We start from the raw sequence: 15,110 nt of genomic DNA, 5'->3' as shown, positions 1-15,110 counted from the left end.
ACGAAGGGCGCCCCACAGGGCGCCCTTGCTAGATTATCGGAATAGCGACAGAATCGTTTGCGGCGCCTGGTTGGCGATCGACAACGCCTGCACCCCAAGCTGCTGCTGGGTCTGCAGCGCCTGCAGACGGGCTGACGCTTCCTCCATATCGGCATCCACCAGCGCACCGATGCCGGCAGTCAGCGAATCGGCCAGCTTCGATACGAAATTCGATTGATCGTTGATCCGCTTGGCGGCCGTACCAAGTTCTGCTGCCCCTGTCTTCGCGATGTCGAGCAACGCCTCGATTTCACCAACCGCGGTTCGTGCCGTGGTGCTGTCCGTAATGGTCGTGATCGTAGCGCCTTCAATATCCGCCTCGAAGTCCACAGAATTGACCGTAATCGTCTGCGCAGTGGTTACAGCTGTACCCGCTGTCCGGTCCAAGGACGCCAAGACGCTGAAGGATGTCGCAGTACCGATCGGGTTGGTCTTGAGCAGATTGACCCCATTCATCTGGGTTCCGTCAATCGTCGAAATAATCTGGTTCCTTTTCTCCACGATCTGCTCGTTCACAGTCGCAAAATCGTTCGCATCACTGCCGGCACTGCTTGCCAGCCTTCTCATTTCATCAAGCAAATCACGGATATCTTCAGCACCGTCCCGCGCAGTCGTCACCACCGCCGCAGCAAGATTCAGGTTGCTCTGAAGCGTCTTGAAGACTGCTTGGTCGGATTCCATGACCTTCGAAATGGCCCAAACCGCAGCATTGTCCTGTGCGTTGGCGACCTTTTTTCCGGTCGAAATCTCATTCTGGGCTTTCGTCAGATTCGCATTGATCCCTTTCAGGGTTTGCAGCGCGACCATCGCGCCATTATTGGTCAGAATGCTGGACATCTTCAATCTCCATTCCTGGGTGGTTTACCCGTTTCTAGTGCAAGAGGCCTTCTGACCTACGGGACGGACCCGATGACTATGTCACGTCATTCGATCTATCCGCCCTTCCTGAATAAACTCCTGACCAGGCGACCCAGGCAATCAAAGACTACAGAAAAGTTTACTCAAAATCTTCTATCATGCGGTGAAGAAATAGGATTGCCGATCCTGCGGCCCTGGCGATCATAGGTGTTCAGGTGGCGCGACAAGGCTGCGATCTCGGCAAGCTGCCGCTGCGCGGCCGCCACACCGTCGCAGGCAGCACTGGCGAGGGACAGAATGTCGCGCAGCAGTTCGGCAGTTTCTGCAACCCTGTCCCTTGGCATCGCGCCAGAGTGAACAAGCACTTCAAATTCCTGCATTTTCACAAGGGCCGAATCGGCCTGGAATGCCAGAAGATCTTCTCTCGCCTGTTGGAGAAAATATAGAGCTTTTGTCATTTGATCCCCTCTCTACGGCGTTGAAATCCAAGATCAATTCGTTCCGCGATGGCTTCCGCATAGGTATCGTTCAACAGGCTTGCAAATTGCGATTCGCCGATGCCGCCGCCGAACTCACCGGTCGGCTGTCCGGGTCCGGCGTGCTTCAGCATTTCCGCAAGAAATGCCTGCTCGAGTCCATCGACGACGCTCGGTTTCGGTCGGGTTGTCGTGCGGGCGGTTCCTGCTGCCAGAACTCTCTCCATGTCAGGCTCTTTTCTGAATAAAAGTTTCAACAACGGGTGACTTTATCTGGCATAAGTAAATATTTGGTAATCTTGCTATGCCAATCTGGCAGCAACTTGATCGGCACAGAGGGGATCCAAGTGGATGTGGGTTTTACATGTCACCAAGCAGCAGCTGCGCCGCTTGGCGTGCAGTGCAACAATGTGGTTCGGCTAAGCGCTTGCAAAACAATTGATTTTTCAGGATTTTTCAGCGTCCAGCTGCAAGACGACCCCACGGCGGAGCCGATCGAATCGCCCGTCCATTCCACCGCATCCGACGATGAAGATATCCTTGCCGATGCAGATGATACGGCCGACAGTTCGGTTCTTGATCTGGCCGCCGATCCGACCGTTGCAGCCGATCAGCTATCTCTCGGCAGTTCGGACCATATCGGTGCCGCCGGAGAGAGACAAATCACAGCAGAGCCGTTGGTGGAGGAAAGCGAATGGGTGGAAATGGTATCGGATTTCTTCGAATACGCCGATCAGAAACCGGGGAGAGCAGAGATCCTGCATCATGAGCTCTCGGAACGAGGCCTCAGCACCTACGCAGGCATGTCGAGCAATGGTCATACTCTCAAAAATATATTTGGCGGTATTTTTTTTGAAGATTCTGCCGATGAAGGCTCTCTACACGGCCACAAGGAACACGATCTCATAAAGGTTACACCTCTACCGAATGTTGCGGCATTTTCAAAATCCGACCCGATCGTAAGGGAGAGCTTATCCGAACCCTTCGCCGGCACAACCATGAGGGATTTTCATATGAGTAACGAGGGTCAAGATGCAATCCCTTTAAAGGATTATGAGATAAAGGCTCCAACCTCTCATGAAGGTGGCCATGCTGAAAGAGCCTTCAAGACCTCGAGCTTTGACCCACGCCAAGTTATACGCCAAATAGGGCGAGAAGTTACACCTACGCAGGTTGCTGCGCGGGTCGAGGTTATTCTTGATCCGGCAGAATTGGGGAAAGTTCGGATGCTGATATCACCGGGCGACAATCCGGCTGTAACGATCCTTGCCGAACGGCCAGAGACGTTCGATTTGCTGAGGAGAAACATAGATCTACTCTCAAAGGAGCTTCGTGACGCGGGGGTTTCGGGCGCAGATATCTCATTCTCCGATGGCGAGGAGGAATGGAGTTCGCAAAACAATTTTCCGGCAAGAGAGCCTGATTCTCTGCTAGAATCAGTGCCGCAACAATATCTGGAAAATGCAGACCCAGTTAAAACCGCTGCAACTTTGATGAACACCGGAATTGATATCAGGATCTAGGGGAAAGAGATGGTGACTATCAATACAACTTCTGCGGTTGACGGAATTGATGCAAGAAGCCTCCAATCTTCAAAAGGATCCAGCGAAACCAGCTCCACGAACCAGTTCGAAATGTTCCTGAAGATGCTGACGACGCAGATCAAGAACCAGGATCCGCTTAATCCAATGGAGAACACGGAATTTGCCGTGCAGCTTGCGACATTTTCCGGGGTTGAACAGCAGGTTCAGACCAACCTGCTTCTGACGCAACTCCTGGGCAATATCGATGGAGGGGAGATCGGTCAGCTTTCGACCTGGATAGGCCGGGAGGTGAGAACGAATGCTCCTGTATGGTTCGACGGATCCTCCTTGATACTGGCGGCGGACAGAAGCGCGAATGGCGAAAGTGCTACGCTCGTTACGCTGAATGAACAGGGCAAAGAGGTGCTACGACAAACCATAGGATCAATGTCTGGGGAGACTGAATGGCATGGTCGATATGCGGATGGCACTTCACTCCCTGCGGGATTTTACACCTTCCGCATCGAGGAAGAGAGCAGCAACGGCAGCGTGACCCTGCGCGATGTCGAATCCTATAGTCGCGTGACCGGGATCGAATTGACCCAAAACGGCGCCGAACTGGTCCTGAAAGGCGGCGGATCTGCAAGAGTCGATCAGGTCAGCGGCCTGCGGGAATGATTTGCTTCGATCAGCTATCCGGTTTACAGAACAGCGTTTCATCGCAGGGAGTCGCCCTGTCTCGCAGCAAAGGTCGGCGAAGTATCTGGACCACCCACTTTTCCCGGAGACATGTTGCGCGATCGATATTCAGCAACTGCTAGGCGGTGAAACCCATGTCATGCGACTTGAGCAAAAAATGCCACGGATACGAGGAAAATGACCTTTTACTCGCAATTCCGGCCGCCGGATTTGCAGTGCAAAACGGCACGCCGGGTGGCGTGGGGACCAATTCGACCCGCATGGATTCTTCCGCTTCTTGTAACGTGAACCGGCAGTTTCACGGCGGCAAAGCCAGACCGGAGGCTGCTTTAAACTTACACGTTCTGACAGTTCGCCTTGGTATTGGAGGAGATTCCACGGAGGTAACGAAATTCTATAGCCGTCGGGGGAACGCAGTATTTCCATATTTGCCGTCGGACACGACAAAAGGCTTGCTTCACGATCGCCTTGATGGCGCCCGGTAAAGCAAACCGAAGTGCGGGCCATCATCCGCACACAAGCCACGGCACGGTTCCGCCATATCGGCTATAGGACGACGGGCGCGCCGGCATCAAGGCATAGCAGCATCAGGTCTTGTCGCCGCCCCTGCCACGACAACGACCGCCTGACCGCCCGGCTACCTCGTCAGGACGGAGGGCGCGAACCCCGCTGGCAGGCTTGAGCCAGGCTCATCAGGCCGGCCGGGGCCCGCGTTCCAGGCAACTGCACGTCCGGGTCGCCTCGAAACGCCGGGGGGCGTGAGCCCGCGGAAGCGGCGGCAGGTCATGACACGCCCGGCCGCCAGCAACACCGCTAGCAGACTGCGGAGAAAGGGCCCTGACAGGGCGTCGTGGCGGAATTCGTTCTGGATTCGGCGAAGATCAGCCTGAAAACCGGGCATTTCCGGCAGAATTGAGGCGGATTTCCCGGTTCCCGGCCCAAGCTCTCCTGTCGCACGGATTTTTTCAGCAGCCTGCTAGACAGCTGCTAATGTAAACTGCCGCTATTGGGGTGGGGCCCGCGTGCAAATGATGACAGATGCCTGGGCAGGAGCCGGGGCCGGCAGCCGCGCGGATGGCGCGCCGGGCCACCAGGGAAATGCCAAGGAAACCCGGCTCTATCCCCGCCTTACCAGCAAAACGGGCGGTCCGAGCGGCGGGCGACCGCGCGGGTCATGAATGCCGATACGCAGGTCACGGATGCAAAAATACCGGCAGGACCAGCAGCAGGATTGCCGCGGTCCCCGCCCCGGCCAGGGTCGTTCGCCACCAGCCGGAGGCATAGGTCAGCATCATCGCGACCGCGAAGGCCGCCACGGACAGGATGCCCAGCCAGGACGAAACCGCGACAGCGGGGTTTCCCCACCAGATCAGCGCGGGCCAGGCCGACAGGCCCAACAGCACCGCGCCGGTGATCCGTAGCAGCCAGACCAACCCTCGGCCGGGCTTGCGGCCGCGCAGCTGCTCGTGGTGCCGCGGCATGGCTAGGGCCAGCGCAAGGAACGCCAGGTAGCAAAGGACAAGGGACAGCCAGACCAGCATCCTACTCTCCCGGAACCTGGCTGGCCTGGACGCGGGCGCGTGGCTTCGGTGCCTTCACCCGTCCGGGCCGGGCCCTCCAGGCGGCATGAGCGCAGGCAAGGCCGCACAGGATCGCCATCAGATCGACCGAGGCCAGCACCCAGTTCCCTTGCCCCATCGCCTGCAACAGGCTGGACGGGCCGGTCGCCGCGTTCAGCAGCGGCAGGGCCAGAAGCAGCAAGGCGGCAAGGCCAAGCTGCTCGCTCCAGGCTTTCGCGGGCGGGCGCAGGAATGGCCAGATCGCCGCGGCGAGCCAGATCAGGAAGAAGGCGCGGATCTCCAGCAGCGCGCGTTCCGGCGCATCGGCCGGGATCAGCCGGTTGGCCCAGAAATAGCCCGCCGTGGCCAGCGTGAGCCCGGCGATGCCGCCGATGTTCAGCCGCTCGACCAGCCACAGCCCGCGGGGCTGGCGCTCGGTACGGGAATGCCTGGCGGCGCGTTTCGACACCCACAGCACCAGCCCGCTGCCCACCATGACGGTCCCGGCCAGGCCGGCGACGAAGAACAGCCAGCGCAGCGCGGTATCGGCAAAGCGGGCGCGATGCAGCGCGCCGAGCGCGTGGTTCACCTTTGCCGTGGCCGAGGCCTCCGGCCGGCCGGTCTGTTCGATCAGCGCCCCGCTCAGCCCGTCGAAGCGCATCCGCTCGACCCCGTTCGCGCCCGAGCCGCTCTGCACCGTCAGCACCGAGTTGCGTTGCGGGACCAGGACGATCTCGGGCCGGGGGCCGTCGAGCTTTTCGATGCCGATCCGGCCGACCGGCATGGCCCAGGCCGCCTCGGCCCGCGCCAGCAGCGGCGCCAGCGGGACCAGTTGCGGCAGCACCCGCTGCGGGGGTGGCGCGGCAACGGCGGATGCCTGCGGGGCCGGGCCGCGCGGCGCGGGGCGGTCCACCACCAAGGGCATCAGCGTCGCCGCGAACAGCACCAGCCCCGAAAAGGTGATCATGACATGATAGGGCAGCGCCAGCACCGCGGTCATGTTGTGGATGTCCAGCCAGGAGCGCTGGCCCTTGCCGGGGCGGAAGGTGAAGAACTCCTTGAAGATCTTCTTATGGGTGATGACGCCGCTGATGATGGCGACGAACATCGCCATGGTCGCGATGCCGACGATCCAGCGCGCGAAGCTGCGCGGCAGGCCGTAAAGCTCGAAATGAAAGCGATAGAGGAACTCGCCCCCCGCCGTCGGGCGCGGCGAAAGCGTCGCGCCCGTGGCGGCGTCGATCACCATGGTCTCGCCGCCGCGCCGTCCCGCCTGCTCGCCCGGCTTGGCCCAGGACAGCGCCAGCACCGGGCTGCGCTCGTCTGGCAGGGTGATGTTCCAGCTTGCCGCCTGCGGCGCGACCTCGGCCAGGCGGGCCAGGGCAAGCCCGGCCGGGTCGGCGCCCTGGACCGAGCCGTGCAGTTCGGGGCGCATCCAATAGGTCACCTCGCTGCGGAAATAGGCGATGGTGCCGGTCAGGAAGATCGCAAAGAGCAGCCAGCCCAGCAGCAGCCCGGTCCAGGTATGCAGCCAGGCCATCGACTGGCGAAAACCGTTCTTCATGCGCCACCCCCCGGCAGGGTCGCGACGACCAGCGCAAACAGCGCCGCGGCGCCCAGGATCCCCGCCCAGGCCCGTGCGGCGCTGCGGCAGGCGAAGGCCCAGACCGAGGCCGCGGCGAAGACGACGAAGGACAGCATCAACGCCAGCTGCGCGGCGTCGCGCGGCGGCATCGGCACCAGCCTGGCAAAGGCCGGCACGAAGAGATTGGCGGCCAGGTAGCCGCCCAGGATGGCGGCAAGGCTGCGCGAGGCGACCGAGAGCCGCTGCCGGGAAACGGGCTCAGGCATGGCACCCCTGCCGGGACGGGGGCTGGCAACGGGCGAAGGGCTGGGCGTTGGCGGGCATGGATGGGGTCCGGGATACTGGGTGACGGGACGGGGCGGTCTCTGCCCCCAGAGGGACGGGGCAGAGACCGGGGACCGCGCGCGGCAGGGATACCGCGCCTTGCGGTCACGCCTTGGGCGCGATGCGGGTCAGGCGGTCGCCTTCGGGATCGTCCTTGCCGCGCGCCTTGTTGACCGAGAACACCGTGCCTTCCGGCGCGACGACCAGGTGGTTGGGGAAGGAGCCGCCATCCAGGTTGGCCTTGATCTCGCCCGTGGCGGCATCGAGGACCGTGATCGTGTCCGAGGCGCGGTTGGCCACGAACAGCCGCCCGCTTGCGGCGTCGAAGGCGACGTTCAGCGTGCCCGCGCCGACCGGCGTGTCGAACAGCACCGCGCCGCTTTCGCCGTCGATCGCGATCACGTTGTCGCTGCCCTGCGAGGCCACGAAGACCCGCCCGGTCGCCGGATCGAAATCCACGCCCGAGGGGGTCTTGGCGCCCGGCAGCGCCAGGATCTTCACCTCGCCCGAGACCAGGTCGATGCGCGCCAGTTCCGGCGTGCGCAGCGAAACGGTGTAAAGCCGGCCGGCCTTTTCATCCAGCGCCAGGCTCATGGTGGCGAACTGCCCGCCGCGCTCTGCGGATTGCAGCTCGAACCCGTCGAGCTTTTCCAGCGTCTTGGTGTCGAAGGCCTCGATCCGGCTGCGATGGGTGCTGACATAGGCGCGGCCGCGCGCGGCGTCGATCACCACGTCGCGCGGCTTTTCGACCGAGCCCGCCTCGAACTGCCTGACCAGCGACAGGTCGTCCTGGGCATAGACCGCGACCGCGTCCTGGCGGGTGTTCGTGACCCAGAGGGTGCCGTTCGCATCGTCCACGGCGATGCCGAAGGCGCCGAAATCGCCGGGATTGACCTCGGCCAGAACCTCCAGCGTGCCGGCGTCCAGCTTGGCGATGCTTGACGTGCCCTCGGGCGGCCGGCCCACGGCGGAGGCCACGAAAACCGTGCCGTTCTGCGCGCTATGGGCGACCTGGTAGACGCCGGGCCCCACCTTGGCCGAGCGGATATCATAGCCCTCGGCCCCGGCAAGCGGCACCTGGGGCGAGACCTTCAGCTCGGCCACGCCGGCGGTGTCCGGGCCTTCGGTCTGGACCACGACCGGATGCAGGCCGACCGCCGCGTCCTGGGGCAGGTCGAAGGCAAACCTGAAGCCGCCCTCGGCATCGGCCTGCATGTCCTGCGGCGACAGCAGCGTCTTGCCGCGTTGCAGGCTGACCTGCTGCTGCGGGGCAAAGCCCGAGCCGCTGACCTCGACCTTGCCGCCGGCATGGATCGCGCCGCGCTCGGGGCCCGAGAACATGACGCGGCCGGCGAAATCCGCGGGCGTGTCGAAAGCGGTTTCCGCGCTCAGCCCCGAGGCCGAGGCGAAAAACGCGGCCAGGGTCAGCGCCCGGCCTGCATTGCGAAGGGGAAAAGCCATGTCGGCTCCTGAAGTTGCGATTGGCATGATCCGGCCGCCGCTGCGGCGGCCGGAGGGGGTTCCGGTGGTTCAGAAGGTGCTGGTCAGGCCCATGTAGAACCGGCGGCCGTCGTTGTAGCCGGTATTGTCGAAGGTCTTGTCATCGACGTTGTAGATGGCCAGGCTGCCCATCACGTGGTCGTTGAAGTGATAGTCGGCGCCCAGGTCGACGATCGCATGCTCGCGGATATAACCGCTGCCGGTATCGGTGGTGGCGCTGCGATACTGGACGTTGCTCCACAAGGACAGCGCATCCGTGGCCTGCCAGTCGAGGCCAAGGTTCGCCACATGCAGCGGGCTGTTGTTGAAGGCGGTGCCGACGGCGTCGCCCTTGGTGATCTTGCTGTCGGCATAGGTATAGTTGAACGAGACATCGACGTTGCGCAGGGTGAAGTCCACCGTGGCCTCGACCCCGTTCAGCTCGGCGGCATCGCGGTTGACGTATTGGTTGATCCACTTGATCGGATCGGTCGGGCTGTTCATGCCGCAATCCGTCGGCAGGCCCGGAACCGGCGTGTCATGGGCGCAGATTTGCTCGGTGGTGATCTTGTTCTTGAACCGGGTGTGATAGGCGGTCAGCCCCAGTTGCACGCCGCCCGCCGTCTCCCAGATCGCGCCGATTTCATAGTTGGTGCTTTCCTCGGGCTTCAGGGCGGTGTTGCCCTGGTCGCGCGCCCGGCCGTCGCCGCCCGAGGGCTCGAAGATGTTGCTGTCGGCCTGTTTCAGCGTCGGCGTCTTGTAGCCGCCGCTGACCCCGCCCTTCAGCGTCAGCGAGGGGTTGGCGTGCCAGACCGCATAGACCCGCGGCGTGACCTGCGAGCCGTAGCGTTCGTTATGGTCGTAGCGCAGGCCCAGCGTCAGGGTCAGGTCGTCGCGCAGGTGGAAGTTGTCCTCGGCGAACAGCGCCCATTGCCAGCGGGTCATCTCGGGATCGACGCTGACCCGGTCGGGGTCGTGCCGGGTGGTCTCGTCCCGCCAGTCGGCGCCAAAGGTCAGGTCGTGGCGGCCCAGGCTCATGCTGGTCCGGGTGTTCAGGTTCAGCATCTCGTAGCCCGAGACGTTCGAGCCGTTCTCGAAATCGACATCCTCCAGCGTCAGGAAGCTGTCGGTGCGATAGTCGTCGCCCCAGGTGATCTCGTGCGACAGGCCGTAGTTCATGCGCTTGACGCTGACGCCGCCGGGCGTTCCGCCGCCCTGCGGGGTCGAGATGGTGTCCTGCGCGCTATAGACCGTCTCGAAATCCAGGTTCTGCGTCTCGTCGATCTTCCAGGTCAGGCGGGTGCCCAGCGACTTGCGCTCGATGTCCTGGGACTGGTAGCTGACGCTGCCGCCGCGGCCCGCGACGGCCATCTCGTCCTTGCTGCGGTCATGGCGCGAGCCGAACAGCGCCAGCCCCAGCCGGTCCTGGACCAGCGGCCCGCTGAGATAGAACCGCCCCTCGTTGGCATCGCCGGCGCCGCCGTGCTTGTAATGGCTGCTGCCCAGCGTCAGCGAGCCCGACCAGACATCCGAGATCGGCTTGGTGATGATGTTGATCACCCCGCCCGAGGCGGCCGAGCCGTAAAGCGAGGACATCGGGCCGCGGATCACCTCGATGCGCTCGATGGCCGAAGGCGGCGGCAGATAGGACATCGCCAGCCCCGAGCCGAAACCGTTGTAGGTCGCCTCCTGCGAGTTGCCGATGGGCTTGCCGTCGACCAGGGTCAGCACATAGCTCTCGCCCAGGCCGCGGATCGAGATGGTCTCGGCCCCGGACCGCCCCGAGGGCGCGCTGACGATCACGCCCGGCACGTTCTTCAGCACATCGGCCACGGTGGCATAGGGTTTCGAGTTGATTTCCTCGCCGTCGATCACCGTCACCGTCGCGGGGGCGTCCGGCAGGGCCTGGGCCTGGCCGGTCGCGGTCACGACCACGGTATCGAGCTGCACCACCGCCTGCTCGTCCTCGGCCGTCGCCTGTGCCAGCGCCGGCGCGGCGGGCAGGGCCGCCGCCCCCGTCACCGCCAGCCACAACGGCAGCCGGCCCAGCATATCGGCCGTGGTGTTCTTCAATCCTCTCATCGGTTCGGTCCCTCTTTCCTGTTCGGCGTTCGGCCTTGTTACGAGGGCTTCACGCACCAGGGCGGCGGACACTGAACCCGATCGCAGAGTTTTTTTGTCGGCTTTCTCGGCGCGACTGTATCGGATCTGCAACAACGGCCCGCCGGGCGCCGGCCAGAGGGGTGGACAGCCCGTCCCGCCACGGCCTAATCTCGCCCCGGTCAGCCGATGCGCCGCGCGCATTTCGCCAGAACGCTCTTCCTGCCCCGATGCGGACCCCGATGCGGATGTTTGGCTGCTGCGATGTCTTCCTGCGACAGTGACAAGGTTGGCCGGCTTTACCGCGACGAGGGCGCGCGGCTGGAACGCCAGATCGCGCGGCGCATCGGCAACCGCAGCATCGCGCGGGATCTGGTGCATGACGTCTTCCTGCGCTTCTGGGAACGGGCGGGCGAGCTGCGCGGCAATCCCGCCGCCTTCGTGACCCGCTCGGCCCGCAATGTCGCCATCGACCACCTGCGCCGCGAAAAGGTGCGCTGCACCCATGCGGCCGGGGCCGAGGCCCCCTTGCCGGCGCAGGATCCGGCCTTCGACGCGCTTTCGGCGCAGCAATCGGGCGATGCGGTGCGCAGGGCCATCGCCGACCTGCCCGAGACCACCCGCCGGCTTTTCCTGATGAACCGCGCCCAGGGGCTGAGCTTCCAGGAAATCGCCGCGATCTGTGGCATGTCCGAACGGAACGTGGCAAAACACATGGCCAAGGCCGTGGCCCGCTGCGCGCAGGCCCTGGAAGATCTTCGCAACGAATGAGGGCCACCCCCTTGCTGCCACGACCCGATCCGCAGGAACGACTCCGGGCAGAGGCTGCGGATTGGGTGGTGCGGATCGTGGCCGATCCCGCGCTGGAACACGACCCGGCCTTTCGCCGCTGGCTCGGGGGCGGCAAGGACCGGGCACGCGCCTTTGCCGACGCGCGCCTGGCCTGGCAAATCGCCGGCGAGGTCGGCGGCACGGTCATGGCCGGGACGCAGCCCATCCGGCCGGCGGGCCAGCGTCCGGCAGGGACGGGCCGGGGCTGGTTTCGCCCCCTTGCCGCCGGGCTGGCGCTTGGCGCCTGCGCCATGGCCGCGCTGTGGCTGGACCTGGCGCGGCCCGACCTGCGGCTGCGGCTGCTGGCCGATCACGTCGCCCGGCCCGGTGCGGCGCAGGATCTGGCGTTGCCGGACGGCAGCCGGACCCTGCTCGACGGCGGCTCGGCGCTGGACTATGCCGAGGACGCCGCCACCCGCCGCGTGACCCTGCGCTCCGGCGCCGCCTTCTTCGATGTCCAGCGGGACGGGCGCCCCTTCTCGGTCCGGCTGGGCGGGAACGAGGTGCGCGTGCATGGCACCCGCTTCGAGGTGCGCGATTGCGGCGGCTGCATGCTGGTCACGCTGGAAGAGGGCCGCGTCGAGATCCTGGACCCGCAGGGGCAAAGCCTGGCGATGCTGGAACCGGGGCAGCAGGCCCGCATCCCCGCGCAGCCCGGCGCCCGCCCGCTGGTGCAGCGGGTCGACGTGCCCGACGCGCTGTCCTGGCGCGAGGGCCGCTTCACCTTCTACGACGCCAGCCTGCGCGAGGTCGCCGGTGTCCTGCAACGCCACGGCGCGGGCGCGATCCTTTTCGCCAGCGAGACGCTGGCCCGGCGGCCGATCACCGGCAGCATCAGCCTGGCCGACCCCAGGGGCGAACTCGAGGCGCTTGCCGAGGCCGTGGGTTTCCGCATCCTGCCCCTGCCCGGCGGCAGCCTGCTGATGTAGCCCTGCATTCCGGGCCGGGGCGCGCCGCCCTTGCCCGTTTCCGCCAGCCCTTCCGCCAGCGCCTGAAAAACGAAACCGCGGGTTCAGCGTGCCGCCGGCTCATGCGTCGAGCATGTGTCGGGCGGCATTCGGCCGGCCCCTCGCACGGAAGGAACGATGTCGCCGCTCTTGTCTCGATACGGGGTCTCGCTGCTCGGGCTGGCCGTCCTGCTGTCGCTGGGCTGCGCCGCCGCGCCCGCGCCGGCCGTCGCGGCGGCCGGGCAAGCCGCGGCGGCGGAATACGACTTCGACATTCCCGCGCAGCCGCTGGCGCGGACGCTCAACCGCATCGGGCAGGTCGCGGGCCTCTCCGTCCTGGTCGAGGGGGATGGCGCGGCCCTGGTGGCCCCGCCGCTTTCCGGGCGCATGACGCTGGACGCGGCCCTGCGCAGCGTGCTGCCCGCGGGGCGGGGCCGGCATCGCTTTACCGCACAGGGCAGCCTGGTCGTCGAATTGCCGGCGCCGGCGGATGAGGCCGCGCCCACGGTCACGCTGAAGACCGTCGTGGTCACGGCGACCGGCTATCCCCAGCAGCTGGCCGATGCGCCCGCGACGATGACCGTGGTCGGGGCCGGGGATCTGGCCCGCCGCCCCGGCCCGACCCTGGCCGAGGCGCTGCGCGACGTGCCAGGCCTGTTCGTCGGTGCGCCGGGCCGCGACGGCGGCACCCCGATCACCCTGCGCGGCATGGGGCAGCCCTATGTGCTGTTCATGATCGACGGCAAGCCGCTCAGCGCCTCCGAGGAGGCCGCCTATAACGGGCGCGGCGTGGGCGCCAAGGCCGGTTTCCTGCCCCCCGTCCCCGCCATCGACCGGATCGAGGTGATCCGCGGCCCGATGTCGGCGCTTTACGGATCGGCGGCCTCGGGCGGCGTCGTCAACGTCATCACCCGGCCGGTGCCCGACGCCTGGACGGGCAGGCTGGACCTTGGCCTGACGCATGACCTTGGCCCCGGCGGGGCGAACGAGGCGCGCTTCATGCTGGGCGGGCCGCTGGTCCGCGACCGGCTGGGGCTGATGCTCTACGGCTCGCGCCATCGCCAGGACGGGGCCGTCGCGCCTTCGTCCTCCGGGCGGCGGGCCAACCTGGGCGGCAGGCTGGGCTGGACCCCGGCGCCGGACCAGTCGCTGGAACTGGACCTGTGGGGCAGCAGCCTGCGGCTGGACGAGGGCGGGCCCGCAGCCCCGGCCCCGACCGTGATCCGCGACCGGGGCACCAGCCTGACCCACCGCCTGCGCCGCGGCGACGAGGCCGAGACGGTTTCCTTCCTGTTCCGCGAGACCACGGATTTCGATGCCGGCAATCGCAGCGGGCACGAGGCGCTGACCTTCGGCACCCGCTCGACCCAGCCCTGGGGGCGGCATCACCTGACCTTCGGGTTCGAGCATCGCCACGAGCGCACCCGGCACGACCCCGGCCGCCTGCCCGATTCCGCCGTCACCGATCCCGGCCGCTGGCACCAGGCGCTTTACGCCGAGGGCAGGCTGGCGCTGTCGCCCGACCTGACCCTGACGCTGGGCCTGCGCCACGACCGCAACCAGAGATACGGCGCGCAGCTGACGCCCAGGGCCTATGCGGTCTGGCGCCCCCTGCTCGGCCTGACCATCAAGGGCGGGTTCGGCAGCGGCTACCGGGTGCCGGCGCTGAAACAGGCCGACGACGGGGTGTGGGAGCCGTCGGGCGGCGACGGCCGCTCGCGCGACCGCGGCAACAGCGCCCTGAAGCCCGAGCGGAGCAGCAATTACGAACTGGGCCTGGTGTGGGAGGGGCAAACCGGCCTCCAGTTCGGGGCGACCGCCTTCTACACGCGGTTTCGCGACCGCATCGGCCGGGTGGACCTGTGCCGCACGCCCGCGGGTCAGGCCCCGGCCTGCGTGCTGAACGGCGCGCATTACGTGGCGGTCACGCAATACCGCAACCAGGACGAAGCCCGGCTGCGCGGCGTCGAGCTGACGCTGGACATCCCGCTGGGGGATGCGACGGTGTCGGCGAATTACACCTGGTCGGATTCCCGCATCGCCAGCGGCCGCAACGCCGGGCAGCCGTTTCACAACCTGCCCCGGCACATGCTGAACCTGGCGCTGGACTGGCAGCCGGACGAGGCGCTGAACCTCTGGGCCCGCGCCCGCTATCGCAGCACCTCGCAGGCGCTTGGCCGCACCGCCGGGCTGCGGGCGCATCTGGTCGTCGATCTGGGACTGGACTACCGCCTGCGCGAAGGCGTGACCGGCGCCATCGGCCTTTACAACGTCGCCAACGTGGTGCCGGACGAAAGCATGGTGGAGGGGCGGCGGCTCTACCTGGGCCTCAGCAACTCCTTCTAGGGGGCATCGGCCCGGCCCGCCGCCGGGCCCGGCGCAAGGCCAGCCGTCACGATAGCGGCCGCACCTGCCCTCGCCGATGCGGTCGTCCGCACAGCGACAGCCGCGGCGGCACTCGTCATGGTCGCGCTACGCGTCCTGGCGGCGGTGGCGTTCGGCCTCCTCCGGGCCAAAGCAGGACGCCGCGTCGTCCCCGGCGCGGTCCATCCAGTCCCAATCCCGGCCGTCGCGCCAGCCGTCATCGTCCGGTAGCCGCGGCGATAATCACCGGGGCCGCCACGGACATGGTCGTCATCCCGCCGGAAATCCCCCCATAGGCCCCGCGCCCATAATCGCCATAGCCGGGT

General features: G+C 65.8%; 13 protein-coding genes. 5 read left to right on the top strand and 8 right to left on the bottom strand.

Annotated features, from left to right (window positions below; translation table 11 throughout):
* Positions 1 to 33 precede the first annotated feature (33 nt).
* The 3 genes from FE811_RS00310 to FE811_RS00300 all read right to left on the bottom strand — a co-directional run bounded on the left by FE811_RS00310 (position 34) and on the right by FE811_RS00300 (position 1,600).
* Positions 34 to 876: a flagellin gene (locus FE811_RS00310; RefSeq protein WP_036754856.1), complete on the bottom strand. Its 843-nt coding sequence runs from the start codon at positions 874 to 876 to the stop codon at positions 34 to 36.
* A 164-nt stretch (positions 877 to 1,040) separates the two neighbouring features.
* On the bottom strand, positions 1,041 to 1,355 hold the full coding sequence (locus FE811_RS00305) for a hypothetical protein (protein ID WP_116220540.1): 315 nt from the start codon (positions 1,353 to 1,355) through the stop codon (positions 1,041 to 1,043).
* Positions 1,352 to 1,600 carry a hypothetical protein gene (locus FE811_RS00300; protein ID WP_116220539.1) on the bottom strand — a complete coding sequence of 83 codons (249 nt, stop codon included), beginning with the start codon at positions 1,598 to 1,600 and terminating at the stop codon, positions 1,352 to 1,354. The genes FE811_RS00305 and FE811_RS00300 overlap by 4 nt, the downstream gene beginning before the upstream one ends.
* Before the next feature lie 96 nt (positions 1,601 to 1,696).
* Between FE811_RS00300 and FE811_RS00295 the strand changes: the two genes are divergently transcribed.
* Both FE811_RS00295 and FE811_RS00290 read left to right on the top strand, forming a co-directional pair.
* Positions 1,697 to 2,896 carry a flagellar hook-length control protein FliK gene (locus FE811_RS00295; protein WP_140846470.1) on the top strand — a complete coding sequence of 400 codons (1,200 nt, stop codon included), beginning with the start codon at positions 1,697 to 1,699 and terminating at the stop codon, positions 2,894 to 2,896.
* 9 nt (positions 2,897 to 2,905) lie between these two features.
* On the top strand, positions 2,906 to 3,574 hold the full coding sequence (locus FE811_RS00290; protein ID WP_116220536.1) for a flagellar hook capping FlgD N-terminal domain-containing protein: 669 nt from the start codon (positions 2,906 to 2,908) through the stop codon (positions 3,572 to 3,574).
* A gap of 1,214 nt (positions 3,575 to 4,788) precedes the next feature.
* On the opposite strand, the gene FE811_RS00285 is transcribed toward FE811_RS00290, so the two are convergent.
* From FE811_RS00285 to FE811_RS00265, 5 genes are all read right to left on the bottom strand, one after another.
* Entirely contained in the window at positions 4,789 to 5,136 is a 348-nt protein-coding gene (locus FE811_RS00285; protein ID WP_052095872.1) for a DUF3325 domain-containing protein, read from the bottom strand.
* 1 nt (position 5,137) lies between these two features.
* Positions 5,138 to 6,718 carry a PepSY domain-containing protein gene (locus FE811_RS00280; protein ID WP_116220535.1) on the bottom strand — a complete coding sequence of 527 codons (1,581 nt, stop codon included), beginning with the start codon at positions 6,716 to 6,718 and terminating at the stop codon, positions 5,138 to 5,140.
* On the bottom strand, positions 6,715 to 7,005 hold the full coding sequence (locus tag FE811_RS00275) for a DUF3649 domain-containing protein (protein ID WP_116220534.1): 291 nt from the start codon (positions 7,003 to 7,005) through the stop codon (positions 6,715 to 6,717). The genes FE811_RS00280 and FE811_RS00275 overlap by 4 nt, the downstream gene beginning before the upstream one ends.
* 163 nt (positions 7,006 to 7,168) lie before the next feature.
* Complete coding sequence (locus FE811_RS27285; RefSeq protein ID WP_166435375.1) at positions 7,169 to 8,524, bottom strand: PQQ-binding-like beta-propeller repeat protein; 1,356 nt, start codon at positions 8,522 to 8,524, stop codon at positions 7,169 to 7,171.
* 69 nt (positions 8,525 to 8,593) lie between these two features.
* Positions 8,594 to 10,624: a TonB-dependent receptor domain-containing protein gene (locus FE811_RS00265; RefSeq protein ID WP_116220533.1), complete on the bottom strand. Its 2,031-nt coding sequence runs from the start codon at positions 10,622 to 10,624 to the stop codon at positions 8,594 to 8,596.
* A gap of 282 nt (positions 10,625 to 10,906) precedes the next feature.
* On the opposite strand from FE811_RS00265, the gene FE811_RS00260 reads away from it, so the two are divergent.
* The 3 genes from FE811_RS00260 (at position 10,907) to FE811_RS00250 (ending at position 14,766) form a co-directional block, all read left to right on the top strand.
* Positions 10,907 to 11,413 (top strand): RNA polymerase sigma factor, encoded by a 507-nt coding sequence (locus FE811_RS00260; RefSeq protein ID WP_036754846.1) that lies wholly within the window; start codon positions 10,907 to 10,909, stop codon positions 11,411 to 11,413.
* A gap of 11 nt (positions 11,414 to 11,424) precedes the next feature.
* Positions 11,425 to 12,402: a FecR family protein gene (locus FE811_RS00255; protein ID WP_166435374.1), complete on the top strand. Its 978-nt coding sequence runs from the start codon at positions 11,425 to 11,427 to the stop codon at positions 12,400 to 12,402.
* A gap of 156 nt (positions 12,403 to 12,558) precedes the next feature.
* Positions 12,559 to 14,766: a TonB-dependent receptor domain-containing protein gene (locus tag FE811_RS00250; protein ID WP_116220531.1), complete on the top strand. Its 2,208-nt coding sequence runs from the start codon at positions 12,559 to 12,561 to the stop codon at positions 14,764 to 14,766.
* Positions 14,767 to 15,110 lie beyond the last annotated feature (344 nt).

Source organism: Paracoccus sp. FO-3, assembly GCF_006386455.1.
GTDB lineage: Bacteria > Pseudomonadota > Alphaproteobacteria > Rhodobacterales > Rhodobacteraceae > Paracoccus > Paracoccus versutus.
Note: the sequence above shows the minus strand (reverse complement) of the source record. Positions and strands in the feature narration are given on the sequence as shown.